Source organism: Lutispora saccharofermentans, from assembly GCF_024363565.1.
In the GTDB taxonomy this organism is placed as follows: Bacteria; Bacillota; Clostridia; order Lutisporales; family Lutisporaceae; genus Lutispora; species Lutispora saccharofermentans.
The window spans coordinates 100541-118349 of the sequence record NZ_JAJEKE010000005.1; the positions used below are offsets into that span (position 1 = coordinate 100541).

Here is a 17809-nt window from a genome sequence, read left to right on the forward strand (position 1 = left end):
ATCACTTTGTAGAATATTTTTCTTTTCTTTTTTGGCTCATAGGTATCGCGGTTTCATTTTCTGCTCTTTCAATCTTTTTGCCTGTTACCTTTTCCATTAATTCTAAGTTGTTTTCTTTAACATTGACGTTCCATTTTCTTTCTGATTCTTTAACAGGTTCGCCGGCCATAGCTGCTTTTAACATGGCAAGTGCTCTTAAAGCATCTTCTTTAGTCAATGTGTTGCAGCCTAAAACTTCATTTTCTATGCCTGCCTCAGATTTATTCATGTCGACCATATGGGTCATATATTTGTTGCCGACGACAAGTGCGCCCTGCACTGCACAGAAGGACATGCCTACAACAGGTATTCCTCTCATGCCGATTTGCTCAATATGGCTGGCAAAGTCTATATGATTGTTTCCGAAACCTTCAGTGGTTACAAAAGCGCCTTCTGCATCCATTGCTTCTACCGTCATACCGACTCTTTCGGATACATAGAACTTTTCCGAGTTGATCTGCGGGCTTCCCACAAACACAACCGCAGCCAAATCGACCTCTTCATCATTTAATGTTTCAAGGACCAGAGGTTCTCTCCAATAGTGCCTTGAGCACTCTTTTGATGCAGGCCCTATGCATGTAAGTGCATGAATACCTCCATCCAATACCTCAAGGGGTGAAAATACTATCGGAACATTTCCTAAGTCTACATTGGGTTTTCCGCCGAGCACGCCTACAGGCTCAACAGGCAATATCAGATTATCGTGCATTGCGCCTTGACCCATTATTTCCTTCACTATAACAACTTTCTTCTTGCCCGGCCTTCTGTTCTGAACGAATTCCTCCGTATCAACAACAAGGCTTTCATCAAGATTTTTAAGGGCTTCTCTGATTTCTTGAGTTACAACATCAGTTGCTCTATGAGCAGCAAGTGGTCCCGGTCTTTCCATATTTGTATGTTCTTTTATCACAACTTCTGATTTTATAAAAATTTCTCCCTTTTCCGGAGCACCGGGCCTTCCCCACATTATATTCTCTTCTAATATCCCTTCTGATGAACCGAATTCGCCAATCTGCACTCCCAGCTCATCAGTGCCTGTTACCATCATAATAGCTCCGTCAATAACCCTTGTTATTCCGCTTCCCAGCTTGCTCTCGCCTTCTTTTACAGCTATAGGCTGAACGTCCATTATTGTCTCGGAATAAGTGTTGTACTTATCGGGAGTTATTATATCTATCTTGAACTTCTTTACCAATTTATCTGCTTTTATTGCATCTTCTTCAATGCCTTCTCTGATATAAAGAGTGGTTCCCTCAATCTTGGTTTCGGGTCCTCGCTTTACTTCGGTTATCTTGAAATGCTTCTTTATCAATTTCCTTACAGCCTTAACTTCTCCGGCGGCTTCTGCTTCCTTCTCTATTGCCGGTGCTGCCAAAGGTGCTGACTCCACTGCGGGAATTGCAAATCCCGGCTGTCCCCCCATTGGTATTTCAAGATTTATATCCTTGCCTTCTCCAATATGAATTTTCAGCACTCCGCCATTTGACGAAGGTACAAAAACCGGTTGCTTTGCCGCTGCCATAGCTGGTGCTGATTCTGCTGCCGATTCTTTTTTGGAGTCTTCTTCTTCGACTTCCTTGACACCTTCTACTGCATCTGCTGTAATAGGCGTCAATGAATCAATGGTTTTAATCAATTTTGCTCCCAATACCTGTCCGATTTTTAAAGTGCTTTCATCAATATTCAACAATCCTGAGTCTACCAAATCCGGAAATATTGATGGGTCCTCCAGATTATCTGCAGAAATCACAGTGCCTGCTTCAGTTCTGCAGCATACAACTGCGGGATCATTCTTATGGTGTAGAGCGTTTTCTGCCGACATTGACATAAATTTTACCTCCTTTAAGTATGAAAATTGATTTTATATTAAAAATAAATATTTAATATATTCTTGATTCTCCAGAAGGTTATGCTTTAGTCTTTCTAACCAGCTTATGACCCGCAGCTCTGAGCGCATGATCTGTACTATGATATGTTGGAACTCCTAGCCTAGGAGTTACAGTCATTACCGTGTTCGTTCAGTCGCCACAGGTTCCTGTCAGAATAACCTCTGCACCTTCCTTTTTCAGATCCAAAACGGTGGATGCTTGACCCGGACATACTCCAGGCTTTTCACATCTCCATCTTCCATTTACTTCAACCATTCTCTTGCATTTTCTCTCTGCAACAACTCGGGCTCCCATAGCCTTTGCAATCTCCCTCAACCTTTCTTCCTGAGCACCGCATTCACATGCAAGTATTCCTACTTTTCTGGTTTCTTTTGGAAATGGCATTGCTACTATGATTCCACCTAAAGTCTTTACTATCGGTGATGTTTCTTCTCCATGTTTCCCTGTAAAAGGCCCTCCAAGAACTATCTCGCCATGCGGTTCTACATAGCCGCCAGCTGCTTCTATATACTTTTTAACGGGATATCCTATAGGTACATCCAAAAATACTTTGCCTTTCAGAGCATTCTTTACTCTTCCTACTACCGTCAAATCTTTATCAATAACCGGCTTCCTTTGTTCTATCGCTAAGGTGACGTTCTTGACAGTTTCAACATTGGATATAACAGCATTAGCAACACTGGGCAGTTCTCCCGGTTTTAATTCCACTCCTAAAATTTCCCTTACTATTACCCTTTCATCTCCTGCAGGGTACATATCGGGCAATATTTTTATTGATATGTTGTCCTCAGGCTTTAAGACCTTGTTTATAGCTTTTATTGCCTTAAGATTTTTAACCTTTATTGCGATATATCCTGTCTTGGCCTTTGTAATTTCCATAAGGTATTTTATTCCCCTGATGATCACATCCGGATTTTGTTCCAAATATGCAATATTATGCAGCAAAATCGGTTCGCACTCAGCAGCATTTGCGATAATACATCCTCGCGAAAGATCCGTCTTAAACTTTACATGGGCTGGAAAACCAGCTCCTCCTGAACCAACTATGCCCGCTTCTTTTATAGCTTCCAAATGATCCTTGGTTTTTTTTATCGGGATAAAATCTCTGGATTGCTCATCAAAGGCTTCTATAACTATTGCTGTATCGTTTATTTCCTTTACTACACCTGAAACGCTGGAATGGATATTGGCACCAAGGCCGGTTGGGGCTGCTATAAGCTGTCCTCTTTTAACCTCATCTCCAACTTTTACAATTGGTGAACATGGGGCTCCTACATGTTGTCTGAGCAACAGTGTAACCTGTTCCATCATTCTCACCTCCTTTGTTAAAAGTAAATCAAACTATTCCGCCCTATATATCTTGCAATTTCAGTGCCAACATTGTTAAAAAAATTGCAAATTTCTGATACATTCTTTTTTATCTGAAAATACTGCTTAATCAAAAGATAGAAGCTATTGAAAACAAAGGCTTTCAATAGCTTCTATCTTTTTCATTTCCTATTAAAAAAATAAATTTATCAACTGAATTGTTCTTTGAAAAAGGAAAGCAAATGAGGAAAATCGTCAAATATTTTACATTTGCTTATTAATTTTTTCTATACAGAATTATCTTATCATATGTTTTATCAATACATCCTACTAAGGACCTACCTGGAAAAGCGAGTGTCATTTATTTTACATGGTGTCAAATTTTTCACATATGGATTTATAAGTATTCCTTTAAATCATACTGCTTGAGCTTATAGTAAAGGCTTCCCCTTTCTATATTCAGCATTACTGCTGCTTTTGCTTTATTGCCGCCGGTCATCTCCATCACTTCTTTTATACTCCTCTTTTCTACATCGGCTATGACCTTTTTCAAATCATAATTCATGCCTATGCCCTGCCTGGAATCCCTGCTATCTTTTATAAAAGTTTTGTTAAAAACTTCATCAGGAAGCATATCCTTTTTTATCTTCCCGTCCGGAGATAGGATTATAAGCCTTTCCACCATGTTCCTGAGCTCTCTTATATTGCCCTTCCATTCATAATCGGTGAGTATTTTCATCACTTCAGGGTCAATCTCTATTTCATGTATTTCATTATATTCTCCGAACTCCGAAAAAAAGCTTCTTATAAGCTCCGGCAAGTCCTCTTTTCTCTCCCTCAGCGGCGGAAGCGGTATAGAAACCACGCATAATCTGTAATAGAGGTCTTCTCTAAAAGTCTCCTCCAGCATCATCTTCTTTAAATCCTTATTGGTAGCTGCGAGTATTCTTACATCAACATTTATGGATTTGTCACCGCCTACCCTGGTGATCACACCATCTTGCAAAACACGCAAGAGCTTGGCTTGCATCTCAATCGGCATATCCCCTATTTCATCTAAAAAGAGAGTGCCTTCATTGGCCAGTTCAAATTTCCCCATCTTGCCCTTTTTCAGTGCTCCTGTAAAAGCTCCTCCTTCATAGCCGAAGAGTTCACTTTCAAACAAATTATATGGTATGGCACTGCAGTTTATAGGGACAAAGTGCCCCTGTCTTCCGCTTTCCTGATGTATAGCCCTTGCAAATACTTCTTTGCCCGTGCCGCTCTCTCCCGTGATAAGTACGCTGGCATTTGATTTCGCTACCTGCTTTGCCAATGTGATGGAATTGACTATGGTCTTGCTTTTTCCAATGATATTCCCAAAAGTAAACTTTGCTTCTGTAATGTTTTTCATCTGCTCTTCCAGGAATTTGACCTTTGATCTTTCACTTTCGAGCTGCATGGATAGATTATTTATCTCTGTAATGTCTCTGTCGGTGGATACCGCTCCTACCATCTTGCCCTCGTACACCAAAGGCACCGCGCTTATTGCCACATAAGAGCCTTCCTTGGGCCTATGGGTATGATTTTTAAAAGGCTTCTTCTCTTCTATCACTTTCGCTATCAAGGCGTTGGGGAAAACTTCCTTTATATTTTTGCCGATGATTTCGCTGCTGTTTATGCCGTAGAGCTTTTCTGAACTCTGATTCCATAAGCTGACTACCCCTTCATTATTTACAACGCATACTGCTTCGTGGAGGTTCTCGAGGATAGTACTGAGCTGCAGCACTATATCTTCTACTGCAACATAAAAAGTGTCAAGAAGATCCTTTGATGTTACAATACCTATTACCTCAGCTCCATCTGTCACAGGCAATCTGCCTATTCCTTTGCTGACCATAATATCCCTTGCAGATTTCACCTTCTCCGATTGCAAAATGGTGCAAACTTCTGTGCTCATATAGTCTTTAACCGGCTGTGTGAAATCAATTTTTTCTTTTTTGAGCCTACATATATCCGTCTTAGTGAGCATACCTTCAATATATTCTTTGTCTGCGTCTTTTTTTACCACAATAACTTCATCTCTTGCATTTGAAAGCATCATTTCAACAGCATGGTTTATGGATATATCAGAGTTTGTTTTTATCACATCTCTATCCATTATTTCAGATACACGCATAAATATTGATTGATTATAAAACATACAAATCACCACCAGAATATATTAACAAGTAAATTTAAGCGCATGTTTATTGTAATTATGCAAGCCAAAGCCTTTATTTTTCGATGCAGATATCTGCCATCAATACACCTTTTGTATTTTGGGATGCATCCTTGTAAGGTATTGAAATTGCTATACAGTAGTTAAATGAAACATTTGATATATATGGTTCTGAATAATATTCTTTTCCTGAAATAGACTCTTTAAAATAGGGGCGGTGTGAGTAATTATTATTGCCGGTTATAGGGACACTGGCTGATACCATGTCTCCATCTGAATTGATTATCCCTATGTACTCAAGCTGTTTATATTTTAAGCTCATATCTTTAAGAGCCTGTGAAGCTTTGTCAATGGAAATCCCTTTTGAATTTATATTTGAATTTATATCTTTTAAAATTCCAAAGCTTTCATTTATTAGTTTCTTTTCTTTATCTCCTATTTTTACTTTATTGATAAATGATTTTAAATAACTGTCAGCTTCAATGGTCATGTCGTTCAAATTATTAGCCATTTCAAACATTTCCTGAACTGAAGCCGACTGCTCCTCTGCTGATGCGGATACTTCCTCAGCCCCTGCAGCCGTTTCCTGAATATTGATATTTATCTTCTCCATCATAGTATCAACATCTTCAGCCATCTTATTAGATTCATCAGCCAAATCAATTATCTGAACAACGGCATCATACGTAGCCTTTGCTGCTTCAATGATCTGCTCTAATGACTCATTAGTCTTGTCAGCCTGCGAAATATCCTGTGAAATCTGCTCTGCCCCATCTCGTGTTTCTTTTGTTATCACATTGATCTTACCGATTATGGTTTCAATAAGTTTCCTTATCTCATCTGCAGAGTCCGCCGATTGCTCTGCCAGCTTTCTTACCTCATCAGCTACCACGGCAAATCCTTTACCGCTTTCACCGGCTCTTGCCGCCTCAATTGCGGCATTTAATGCAAGCATATTTGTTCTTTCACTTATTTCAGTCACAGCAGCAGTTATGCTGTTTATTTTTACGGCTTCTTCTCCCAGCTCTTGAATATCATTTGCTGTTTTAATACTTCCGGCGGCAGTGCTCTTCATTATTCCCACCAATAAATTGATTGACTTATTGTTCTCTTCTACACGATCCATCATTTCGCCTGCAATGTTTTGCGTTTTCTTTGCATATTGCACTATTTTATTAGAGTTATCAGCCATATTCTGTGTGCTTATTTTTGCGGATGCTGTCCTCTCCGATTGTTCGCAGCTGCCTTCCGCGATATGTGTTATGGTTTGGGCTATTGATTGAGATGCGACTTCGTTTTGTTCAAGGCTTTTGCTCAGATTGACAGACATATCTTTGATCTTTTGTGTGATGGCAGCAATCTCGCATACAACCTTTTTCGTGTTGTTTGTGATCTTATTTATATTATCTCCTATACCCTCTATAATCCATATATCTTTCGCTCTGTTTGTAAGCTGCCCGTCTGCAATATCCATGATGCTGTTTCTGAACCTGTCTATAGCCTTAAAAAAATAAGCAAAGAACACAAAGGCCAATAGCAATGTCGCAACCATTAAACCTGCTATCACTAATATTAAAGGCCTCTGATTTGCCGAATTGAATTGGATTATAAAGCTGTCCAATTCCTGAGATGATGTAATGTATTGCGGTGAGACCATATGTAATACCGAATCGACGGTATTTTGAATAGCAAAATATACTCCGCTAAAAAGCAAAATAAGTATAAGACAAACAACTATCAATATCTTTGCCTTCACGCTAAACATCCCCTATCCCATATTTATTATTTTATTCCTAAAACGTCTTTTACCGTATACAATCCCGGCTCCTTGCAATACAAAAATGCTGCTGCTTCACAGGCTCCCTGGGCAAAGCATTCCCAGTTATAAGCATGATGTGTTATTTCAAGCCTTTCTCCCATAAGTCCGAACATAACCGTATGGCTGCTGGATATATCACCGGCTCTTAAAGAATGATATCCTATGCTTCCTGATACCCTATCTCCCCTTCCTTCTCTGCCAAAAACGGCAATATCTTTAAGCTCTTGGTCAAGAGCTTCTGCGATTACTTGTCCCATTTCCAAAGATGTGCCGCTCGGAGCATCCTTTTTATGCTTATCATGCATTTCAATTATCTCGATATCAGATACATTTCCTATTGTTTTTGCGGCTAACTCCAACAGCTTATACATAAGGTTGACCACTCTGGATGTATTGGCGGCATATAAAACCGGTATGTGCTTTGATACCTCTTCTATTCTGCAAAACTGCTCTTCTGAAAAACCGGTAGTTCCGCAAACCACAGCTTTATTTGCTTTTAATGCGGCTTCCATTACCTCCATGGAAAACTCTGTTGTGGTATAGTCAATGATCACATCGCATTGGTCTATAATCGAATTTATGTCATCTGATACAAAAGCATTCAACCTTTCTCCCGTGCCAACAGCCATTCCTATATCTTGTCCAATATAATTCCTCCCTTTAGGTGCTACACCTGCTACTATTTTCATGTCGGCTCTCTTGCTTGCTATCCTGGTAATAAGGCTTCCCATCTTGCCTCTGGGTCCAGCTATGAGAATATTCATGCATGCATACCTCCCATATTCAGTTATAAGGTAAAATATAGAAATATTTAGCTTACCAATTTACAGTATATATATAAATATTATTTTAATCAATGTATTAATATATTGAATATTCCTAAAATAGTCGAAAAAGAACCATTTGTGGAGGAAAATGTTAAAATATATAAACCAGCATCAAAATCCTGATGCTGGTTTTTTCTATACATTCAAGGGTATATTTAAAACATTGTATCTGATGCCGCCAGCAGACCCACAAAGCAGTCTATTACCTTTTCATCAAACTGAGTGCCTTTCGCGCGGAGCATCTCCTCAATGGCCTGCTCCTTTGTAAGAGGTATCTTCCTGTAAGGCCTTGAGCTGGTCATTGCGTCATAGGCATCTGCAACGGAAATGATCTTTGACAAAAGTGCGATCCTGTCGCCCTTCAGGCCTTGAGGGTAACCCTTGCCGTCAACCCTTTCGTGATGCTGCAGCAATATCTCTCTGCTTTCATTGAGGAAGGCTACATCCGACAATATATCATGTCCTATCCGGGGATGCTGCTTGACTGCCTCATATTCTTCCTGGCTAAGCCTGCCTTCTTTATTCAGCAGATCCGAAGAAATCCCTATCTTTCCGATATCATGCAAAATGCTTGCAAATTCCAGCTTGCTCAAATCTTCGGAGCTTACCCCCATGCTCCTGGCAATGGTCATAGAGATGCTTGATACTCTATCACAATGGCCTCTTGTATATTTATCGCTGGCTTCAATTGCATTGGCCAGGGCCTGTACGGTGGACAGATAGTTCTTTCTTATCTCTTCGTTCATCTTGGTCAGCTCTTCTACATTTAAGTTTCTCTCCTCAATGAGCTCTCTCAATGCGTCTACCATATTGTTAAATTGATTGCCCAGGACTTTGAATTCGTCATTTGACTTTATATCAGCATGCTCGCTTAATTTTCCCTGTGAAATATTATGTATTACATTCATTATGTTATCCAGCGGCCTGGTGATGATCCGTGAAAGAAGCAAGCCGATCATAAAGGTAACCAGAATGCTTGCGACAGCTACTTGCATTGCCCTGTCTTTAATAGGTGCCAACAGCTTGCCCATATCCAGGGGCGCAACGCCTACCAGCTTCCATCCTGTCTCGGGCACCGTCAAATAACTTACTATCCTTTGTTTCCCTTCATGATCCATGATTTTGATGCCTTCGCTGGAAGTAAGCTGTGCCGCAAGGCTTTCGTCCCGGCTGATATTGGTCATAAGCATCTGCTTATCCGGATGAGAAAATATCTCTCCCTTGCTGTTGATGAGCATGAGATAACCCTCATCACCATATTTGACATCATTGATAATATTAGAAAATCTGGATAGCTTTATATCCATTCCGACTACTCCTACTAAACGCCCTTCCTTTTCTACGGCTCTCGCTACCGTAACTACGATTCCTCCTACCTCCCCCGCATCCAGATAGGGATCTGACCACACAGCCTTTCCTCTATTTTGTACGGCTTCTCTATACCAATCTCGCTTCCGACTGTCATAATCGTCGGGCATCGTAGTATCCAGCGGCGTTATAAAAATAGAGCCATCCTCCTCGGGTGCCAGGTATATCCATGCTATATAAGGGCTTGAGCTTACAAAACCCATCCACTGGTCTGATACCTCTTGAAAGTGGCCCGGTATGGATCTCACCATTTTGGGCTGACCGGGCTTGCTCTCATAGCCTTTTATCGCTTCATTATCCGCCCAAAAATTTACCACATGCTCCATATCCGCCATAAATTTTCTTAAAAAATAATCGTTTGCATTTTCCAGAGACTTAAAACTGACTTGCTTTGCTTCATTTAGGACTATGGCTTTTGCGTTATTGAAAGCCAGTATTCCAATAGATGTGATGGATATTACTATGACAACGAGCATTATCAAAATAATTTTGTCCCGGATGCTTATTTTCATCAAAGTATCTCCTTTTTCCACAAGATGCAACAGATTATATTTGTTTTACAATTCATAATATATCAAATATTTAGGAAAAAGGCAAATATATGAATAATTCCCAAAGACAGCATAGGAAAAGGGGAAGCCGTACCGCTCCCCCCTCCGGATGATCATCTTGCCATGATTGTTATATCATAGATTTCCTTATTCGCTTAAAAAAAAGTTGCATAAGAAGTTTACAGCAGTATACAATGTTTCTTCTTTCGGCAGGAATCTATCACTATGAAGCGGATGCTCACAGTCGCAGCCCAGGAAAAAATATAAAGAAGGAACTATTGAACAATAGAAGGAAAAGTCTTCACCGATCAAACTGGGCTGAATATCCGTATGCACGTTTTCTTTACCCAGAAAACCTTCAGCAAATCTTATGAAGACCTCACTTAAGCTCCTGTCATTTCTCACAACTGCGTAGCCATTGTTAATATTTACAATAGACTTCCCGCAATATGAGCCGGCTATCCCTGCTGCAAGCTCGTTGATCCTGCGATGTATAAATGATCGGGCATCCTCTGAAATGGTTCTTATAGTGCCTTCAATTTCTACTTTATCGCATATGACATTATACCTGCCGGTAGATTTAATCGAACCTATTGAGATAAGAGAAGTATCAAAAGGATCAATTTCTCTCCTTAGTTTGTGCTCAATAGCATTTATAATATCAACAGATATTGAAATAGCATCAACCCCGCCATGGGGCTCGGCCGCATGCGATTTCTTACCTATGACTTCTATAGAGAGTTTATCGGACGAACCCATTATAACCCCTGGTTTTACTGCAATTTCACCGACTTTGTATTTGGGCCAGACATGTAATCCATACATTTGAGAGACGTTATATTCCTCCAATATGCCTTGCTCAGCAACGAGCTTCGCCCCTCCCTCGGGATTGCATTCTTCTGCCGGCTGAAAAATGACCACTATGTTATGCTTTAGATATTCTTTCAAAGAATTAAGCACTACGGCTGTACCGGCAGCTATAGCTGCATGCATATCATGCCCGCAGGCATGCATCAAGCCTTCGTTCACAGACTGAAAAGGTACGCATGTTTTCTCTGTTATAGGTAAAGCATCGATGTCCGCCCTGAAGCATATGGTTTTTTCTTTTTTGCAATCTATATGTGCAAATCCGCCTGTAAGATTATCAAAATTTATAAACTCAACGCCGTTGCTGACAAGAAAGTTTTTGATCAAACTGGTTGTGTTATATTCCGCATATCCTAATTCAGGGTTTGCATGTATGCTTTGCCTCAATTCCTTTAACTCTCCTGATATTCCGTTTAAGCTATGCTGAATTAAATCTGTTATATTATTCATTGCAGCTCCTTCAATCTATTTAAAAATATCATCATCGACTTCAATACCTAGCCCGGGTTCTTCAGGCACCAATACGCATCCGTCAATTATCTGGAATTTATTTCTTATTATATCATATTGATGTAAGGGTCCGCCAAGCAGCAGATCATTAGGTACAGAAACGATATTCGTGCTTGCAACAAAGTGTATGCTGGCAGCCGATCCTATGCCCACTTCCAGGTTGCTCCCTGCAGTAGCTGTCAACCCTGCTGCTTCCAGGCACTGAGCTATTTTTTTAGCAATTGTAAGCCCGCCCACTTTACCTACCTTAACATTGACAATATCACAGGCCCTCTCTCTGATTATATTGTTTACAGAGTGATAATCAGAAACAGATTCATCCGCCATTATAGGCGTCTGAAGTTTTTGCCTTAGCATTTTCATACCTTCTATGTCCCATCTGCGTACAGGCTGTTCTATACTTTCAAGACCAAATTTTTCTATCTCTCTGAATGTGAGCAAGGCAGTTTTATAATCATATCCTTGGTTTGCGTCCAATCTTAAAGCTACATCCCCGCCTAATTCCCTTCTTATTTTTTCAATCAATTTATAATCGGTTTCAGGTGAGTTGCCTACCTTTATTTTTAAAACTTTATAGCCTTCAGACAACTTCTCTCTAGCCTCTTCAATTGATGAGTCCAGATCCTGCATTCCTATAACCCAGCTTAACTCTGCCTTTTCCCTGTACTTTCCTCCTAACAGCTTGTACACAGGCATATCCAGTGCTTTTCCCATGGCATCATACAAGGCTATATCTATAGTTGACTTAGCCGCATAGTTTCCATAAATAGCAAAGTTCATCTTTTCATGTATTGTATCAACATCAAAAATGTTCTGACCTATCAACACAGGCTTTAAATACTTATTAACTACCAGCTCTATGGTATAACCCGTCTCCCCCATAAATGCGGGAGACGGTGCAGCTTCCCCATAGCCCACTATTCCGTCCTCAGTGATTATTCTTAAAACTGCATGTGTCCTCGTGCTTTGAGCATATAAGGATATTTTCCATTGTTTCTTTAACGGCAGTTCGATAGCTTTTACTTGAACATCCTTAATAATACTTTTATTCATCTTGTCCTCCAGATTATTTGTAATGATCGTATACGATCTTACCTATTTCGTTGCTAAATGTTATTCCGTCACAATCATTTTTTAGGTTATTAGTCAATACTGCAACAAATATAGGGCTTTTTAGATACATTATTCCCGAGTCATGCCTTACACCGGGCAAGTCCCCCGTTTTATGTGCAAACTCAATATTGCCGCCAATAAGAACAGGTAAGAGATCGTTGCACAATTGCTTTTTCAATATATCAACGGCTATATTGTATTTTTCATGGGAATATAGATATTCAAAAATAGTCAGCAAATCGGCCGCCGAGATAAAGTTATCCAAACCTTTCTTTTTGGCTCCCGCATCCATCATCTTTCTCTGCAGAATAGTATTCTCCATGCCGATTTCTCTAATTTTCTCGTTAATACTATCCATGCCCAAAGTTTCTATTAATTTGTTTGTTGCAATATTGTCACTAAGGATTATCATTAACAAGGCACAATCCCGATATGTCATATTGATTCCCGGGCTTAAGCTTTTGATAATGCCATAGCCTTGAACAATATCCTCTTTTTTAAGCTCCACTACATCATCCAAGTTGATTTTTCTCTCGCAGCTTCTATCTATAAGCTCCAATAAAATTGGAACCTTTATCATGCTTGCAGAAGGAAAAATTTTATTTTCATCATATTTATATACTTCATTTGTGCTTAAGTTTTTTACTAATACACTTGCTTCTCCGTCTAATCTATTTATTAATTCATCTATCTTTCCATACCACATAATCTGCCTCCTAATAATTTAGTATGAAGACTTACACATTTAAATTTTAAATGTGTAAGTCTTATTTTATTTACTTTTTCATCTTATTTATTAGGCAATAGCATATCATTTGGATAGCTTTCGGGCCTCCTGTCACGGAACATATGGATCATGCTTCTGATATTTTGGATCTCATTAAAATCAACGGTACCGGTTACTATTTCTTCTTCGTCGCCGCCTTCAGCTATTACATTACCCCAAGGGTCAATTATTATCGAATGTCCGCAATAGGTGCCCATGGGACTCGGGCCTACTCTATTGCAGGCAATAACAAACATCTGGTTCTCAATGGCCCTGGCCATCAGCAGTGTACGCCAGTGGCTTACTCTGGGGTTCGGGAAATTAGATGTAACAACAATAGCGTCAGCACCGCGGAGTGCATAAGTCCTGGACAGCTCGCAGAAGCGTATATCATAGCAGATCATAAAGCCCAGCTTGCCAAGCTCAGTTTCATATACGTTCATTTCAGTCCCGTGCAGGTAAGGAACATCCTCATCCATATCACTATAAAGATGCATCTTGCTGTAATCACCGACGATTTCACCTTCGCGGTTGATCAAGAAGGTTGTATTGCGCATGCCGTCTTCAAATTGGGTGCCTATAGAACCGCCGACAATCCATACTTTATGTTTTTTAGCGCATTCCTTAAGAACCGTGACTGACGGACCATCAACAGGCTCAATGAAATTCTCCATATGGTGGAACATCTCGTCCGAAAAACCTGAACTCCAATCCTCAGGAAGAACAATCATATCCGGGCGCTTATCGGCAGCCATGGCCTCATCGATCAGTTCCCTGACATGTGAGTGGTTGTATTCAGCATCACAAAATTTTATATTAGTCTGCAGTAATGCAACATTAATCAAAGTTTATCCTCCTCTCAAAATACCAACTTCATATAGTTTATATAAAATTCAAGCCGTTTTAAGACATAGTGTATAATATTGACCTGATCAGCACATATGCGAAGGTGATGACAGTGAGCACCCACCCGTTCTTCAGCATGGCTTTGATGTCCTTTGACCTTGCAAGACCCATCTGTCCGACCATATCGACTGTTGGGGTCACGAAGAAAGTAACCTGACAGGAAACCAGAACTACCAGAGCCCAGATGCTCATATCTATATTCATGCTTTGCACTAACGGCAGAAACAGCTCATGGGTCATTTTTGCCTGTGCAACACCGGCACCGGAAATGCCAAATACACCTATAAATGTGCTTACCATGAGGAAAGCAACCTCTCCGGCAAATCACCTAAGCAAATATTACGCCCAAAAATTTATTGAAATATATCCTATTTTTGGGTATAATAAATTAAGGAACTTTTTAATATTTGTTTGGATGTGGGGTTCAACTTATATTTTTTAGTTCCTTTGCTTATTCATATACCAGAGTGGGTTATATCACAAATAGATTCCGCTTTCTAAAGCTATGGCATCTTGTTTTTCCAATCTTCTCAGTGTATCTTCCTTATTTACCTTTCCTAATACGGTAACCAGTGAATTTGCTATGGTCATGGCACTTACAAAGGAATATGTGCCGATAGTGTTTTTGGCTAAAAGAACTTTTGAGGCTTTTAATGCAATAGGAGAAGTGTAGCTGTCGGTTATCGCGATTATATTGCATCCTTTATCATGAAAGTAAGAGGTAATATCGAAGGTTGATTTTGTATATCTGGCATAGCTTATGGATATTAAGCAATCTTTGTCCTGAACATAAGAAAGCTTGTTTGAAATATCGCTCGTACCATTTGTTAAAAGCTCGACATCCTCAATAAAGCCCTTCAGCATAAAGTATAAATAGTAGCCCACGCTATAGGAAGACCTTGAAGCTGCTATATACAGCTTTCTGCTGCTGCTTATCATCGGAATAGATTCGTTGAAGTTTTTTTCCAGCTCATCATTATAGAGAGAAGTGAGACAGCCGATATTCAAGTCAATGATCCTTTTCAAAGTGCTGTTGTCTTCCTCTGATAGGATGGAGCTCTTTATTTCCTTCATCGGCACTACATCTTTTTGGACCAGCTCGCTCACCTTTTTCTGAAACTCGGCATATCCGTTAAAGTCCAGCTCTCTTGTAAATCTTGTTATGCTGGCTATGCTGGCATCAGATTTTTCGCCCAGCTCCTTGATAGATAAAAAAGGTATGATATGTATGTTCTCTTTAACGAAATCAGCTATCTTTTTATGGGTCTTGGATAAATTATCATATTTGTCATCAATTATGGAAAAAATATTATTTTTCATATTTATCCCCTGCCTTTAATAATAAGAATAGACTTCTAACTTCGAGTTGTCAATAGAATTTGTAAAATATTTTTATTTTTTTATATGATTTGATAATTTATTTTCATATATTTGAATTTTCACAAACAAAAAGCAACTCCTATTCTGAGTTGCTCCTTAATTTCCATTATCCTTGTCTCGCATGGTGTCTATTGATCCAAGGCCCGACCAGGGGGACGGTTTGAAACCGGTGACTCATTTTATGTATCGTTTAAGCTATTTATAGAAGTTTTCTCTTGTACCAGCCATAAATATGATTACTATATCACCATTCCTTTCTCAACCAGATCTGATAATATTTCTTCTGCAAATGCATTATTATATTTCCTTACTTGTATCATACTGTATCTTGTTATAATTGCCAACCAACTAGCTTATGCTTTGAGTTTTGTTCTCTCTACTTTACCAAGATAATCCTTCTTTTTTATAGATTCCTACCAAATATTTCGCCCGGCAGACCATCAATTTCGCATATTTTTTCTGATATAAAACCGTTATTTAAAAGTATCTTTTTTGATGCTGTATTCTTAGGGTCTATTATTGCCGTAATCCGGCGCAATACTTTTGATTCTCTTGCCTTTTCCAATAACAGCCTTGCAATCTCACTTCCATAGCCCTTTCCCCAAAATTCAGGAAGCAACAGATATCCCAGTTCTGCTTCATCTGGTTTATCCTTATCTACTGCCATCTTTCCCAGACCTATAAAGCTGTTAGTAGATGTTTCAAAAACCTTAAAGATTCCAAACTCCTTGTGTCTTTTATTTTTTTCCAGCAGCAGTTTGAAATTGCTTCTTGCTTCATCCAAAGGGATTGCTCTTTCAGTAACCATTGCCATCACTTTTTCATTGGAAACCAGGCTGAAATAATATTCAAAGTCTTCATCCGATGTGAATTTTTCTAAATAAATCCTGCTCTTCATTTCAATACCTCCTAATATCAATAATTTAAGTGGTATGAGTACAGCTTTATTATTTTTTATATTATCATATCAATATATCGGCAGCAAATAGAACATTAATATGAAAAAGAAGCAAATAGCCTGGCATTCAGACTATTTGCTTCTTAAATATATAAGCTATGAAAAGTTAATGCTCACCGGTTCACATCAAGAACAAACTGAGCAAATAAAGCCGTTCCATAAGGGAGCACTTCTTCGGGGAAAACAAAACAATCGTTATGAAAAATTGGAATGCTCCTGTCAGAATAGCTTATTCCCAATCGTGCAAAAACTCCTGCCGGTACGACCTCAAGATACTTGGCAAAATCCTCGGACCCCATCGCCGGAATTTCTATGTCTTTGACCTTCATTGGTCCGACGATTTTTTCTGCGCTTTTGCGGACAATTTCCGTAACTTTCGGCGAATTGACCAGAGGGGGAACTCCATAATAATAATCCAATTCAGCTCTGCACTTGTATGTTGAAGCAACACCCTGGATAACATCATAGATCCGCTTTTCCATAGTGTTTCTTGTATGCTTGTTCTGACATCTGACAGTTCCTGAGAACTCAACTGTTTCCGGAATAATGTTCTTCGCTGTGCCTCCATGAATTTCGCAAATTGAAATTACCACGCTGTCTAAAGCATCGATCTGTCTGGTGATGATGCTTTGAATGGCCATTGCAGAATTTGAAGCCGCCAGAATAGGATCACAGCCGATGCTGTGGGGGTATGCTCCGTGACCGCTCACTCCTGTAATCTTAACCGTGAATAAATCAGAGGAAGCCATGTACATTCCTTCTCGCAGCGCTATCTCCCCAACCTTGTGAGAAGAATCTCCGTGAAGCCCTAAAATATAATCTACTGCAGGATTTTCCAGGACCCCATTATTTATCATGTATTCCGAACCGTTGAAGCTTTCTTCAGCCGGCTGAAATATGAGCTTCACTGTTCCTGAAAAATGTTCTCTCAGGGACATCAGCAATTTTGCTGCCCCCAGCAGCATAGCAGTGTGACAATCATGCCCACAAGCATGCATGACTCCAGGGACAATAGACCTATCTGCTACATCCGTCATCTCCTGGATCGGCAGGGCATCCATGTCTGCACGAAGGGCTGTCACAACGCCCTTCCCCTTTTTTTGCCCCTTTATGATTCCCACTGCACCTACCTCTAGATTGAGGGGTGCAATTTCCACGCCCATATTATTCAATTCAGACTTCACAAATGCTGTCGTGGCGAACTCTTGCATTTCTAACTCAGGTTCTCTGTGAATCCTGCGCTTTGCCTGAACAATATACTCTTTCAAGTCCAGCGACTTTTGAAGAACTTCTGAAGCCAAGCAGGAC

Annotated in this window: 14 protein-coding genes; all 14 read right to left on the minus strand. The window is 39.7% G+C overall.

Annotated elements, in window-relative coordinates:
* Position 1: 1 nt before the first annotated feature.
* On the minus strand, positions 2–1867 hold the full coding sequence (gene prdA, locus LJD61_RS07765) for a D-proline reductase (dithiol) proprotein PrdA (RefSeq protein ID WP_255226966.1): 1866 nt from the start codon (positions 1865–1867) through the stop codon (positions 2–4).
* A gap of 79 nt (positions 1868–1946) precedes the next feature.
* Positions 1947–3239, minus strand: coding sequence for a proline reductase-associated electron transfer protein PrdC (gene prdC / locus LJD61_RS07770; protein WP_255226967.1), 1293 nt, complete (start codon positions 3237–3239; stop codon positions 1947–1949).
* A gap of 394 nt (positions 3240–3633) precedes the next feature.
* Entirely contained in the window at positions 3634–5418 is a 1785-nt protein-coding gene (prdR, locus tag LJD61_RS07775; RefSeq protein ID WP_255226968.1) for a sigma-54 dependent transcriptional regulator PrdR, read from the minus strand.
* Positions 5419–5491: 73 nt separating this feature from the next.
* Positions 5492–7192, minus strand: a complete 1701-nt coding sequence (locus LJD61_RS20485; RefSeq protein ID WP_255226969.1) for a methyl-accepting chemotaxis protein — start codon at positions 7190–7192, stop codon at positions 5492–5494.
* Between the two features lie 26 nt (positions 7193–7218).
* The gene (gene dapB, locus LJD61_RS07785) at positions 7219–8019 is read right to left on the minus strand and encodes a 4-hydroxy-tetrahydrodipicolinate reductase (RefSeq protein ID WP_255226970.1); all 801 of its coding nucleotides are present in this window, start codon (positions 8017–8019) and stop codon (positions 7219–7221) included.
* A 218-nt stretch (positions 8020–8237) separates the two neighbouring features.
* Entirely contained in the window at positions 8238–9962 is a 1725-nt protein-coding gene (locus LJD61_RS07790; RefSeq protein ID WP_255226971.1) for an HD domain-containing phosphohydrolase, read from the minus strand.
* 186 nt (positions 9963–10148) lie between these two features.
* A complete protein-coding gene (locus LJD61_RS07795; protein WP_255226972.1) occupies positions 10149–11318 on the minus strand; it encodes a M20 metallopeptidase family protein in 1170 nt (389 codons plus the stop codon).
* Between the two features lie 15 nt (positions 11319–11333).
* Positions 11334–12431: a mandelate racemase/muconate lactonizing enzyme family protein gene (locus tag LJD61_RS07800; RefSeq protein WP_255226973.1), complete on the minus strand. Its 1098-nt coding sequence runs from the start codon at positions 12429–12431 to the stop codon at positions 11334–11336.
* Positions 12432–12444: 13 nt separating this feature from the next.
* Positions 12445–13197, minus strand: a complete 753-nt coding sequence (locus LJD61_RS07805; protein WP_255226974.1) for a serine hydrolase — start codon at positions 13195–13197, stop codon at positions 12445–12447.
* Positions 13198–13280: 83 nt separating this feature from the next.
* Positions 13281–14102, minus strand: coding sequence for a carbon-nitrogen family hydrolase (locus LJD61_RS07810; RefSeq protein ID WP_255226975.1), 822 nt, complete (start codon positions 14100–14102; stop codon positions 13281–13283).
* Positions 14103–14160: 58 nt separating this feature from the next.
* Positions 14161–14463 carry a hypothetical protein gene (locus tag LJD61_RS07815; RefSeq protein ID WP_255226976.1) on the minus strand — a complete coding sequence of 101 codons (303 nt, stop codon included), beginning with the start codon at positions 14461–14463 and terminating at the stop codon, positions 14161–14163.
* 177 nt (positions 14464–14640) lie between these two features.
* Entirely contained in the window at positions 14641–15483 is an 843-nt protein-coding gene (locus tag LJD61_RS07820) for a MurR/RpiR family transcriptional regulator (protein ID WP_255226977.1), read from the minus strand.
* A 463-nt stretch (positions 15484–15946) separates the two neighbouring features.
* On the minus strand, positions 15947–16441 hold the full coding sequence (locus tag LJD61_RS07825) for a GNAT family N-acetyltransferase (RefSeq protein ID WP_255226978.1): 495 nt from the start codon (positions 16439–16441) through the stop codon (positions 15947–15949).
* A 173-nt stretch (positions 16442–16614) separates the two neighbouring features.
* Complete coding sequence (locus LJD61_RS07830; RefSeq protein ID WP_255226979.1) at positions 16615–17802, minus strand: M20 metallopeptidase family protein; 1188 nt, start codon at positions 17800–17802, stop codon at positions 16615–16617.
* Positions 17803–17809 lie beyond the last annotated feature (7 nt).

Excerpts from the sequence above, each read along its gene's own strand:
- prdA (WP_255226966.1), bottom strand. The coding sequence starts at position 1,867 with ATGTCAATGTCGGCAGAAAACGCTCTACACCATAAGAATGATCCCGCA.
- prdR (WP_255226968.1), bottom strand. The coding sequence starts at position 5,418 with ATGTTTTATAATCAATCAATATTTATGCGTGTATCTGAAATAATGGAT.
- dapB (WP_255226970.1), bottom strand. The coding sequence starts at position 8,019 with ATGAATATTCTCATAGCTGGACCCAGAGGCAAGATGGGAAGCCTTATT.
- LJD61_RS07790 (WP_255226971.1), bottom strand. The coding sequence starts at position 9,962 with ATGAAAATAAGCATCCGGGACAAAATTATTTTGATAATGCTCGTTGTC.
- LJD61_RS07795 (WP_255226972.1), bottom strand. The coding sequence starts at position 11,318 with ATGAATAATATAACAGATTTAATTCAGCATAGCTTAAACGGAATATCA.
- LJD61_RS07800 (WP_255226973.1), bottom strand. The coding sequence starts at position 12,431 with ATGAATAAAAGTATTATTAAGGATGTTCAAGTAAAAGCTATCGAACTG.
- LJD61_RS07805 (WP_255226974.1), bottom strand. The coding sequence starts at position 13,197 with ATGTGGTATGGAAAGATAGATGAATTAATAAATAGATTAGACGGAGAA.
- LJD61_RS07815 (WP_255226976.1), bottom strand. The coding sequence starts at position 14,463 with ATGGTAAGCACATTTATAGGTGTATTTGGCATTTCCGGTGCCGGTGTT.
- LJD61_RS07820 (WP_255226977.1), bottom strand. The coding sequence starts at position 15,483 with ATGAAAAATAATATTTTTTCCATAATTGATGACAAATATGATAATTTA.
- LJD61_RS07825 (WP_255226978.1), bottom strand. The coding sequence starts at position 16,441 with ATGAAGAGCAGGATTTATTTAGAAAAATTCACATCGGATGAAGACTTT.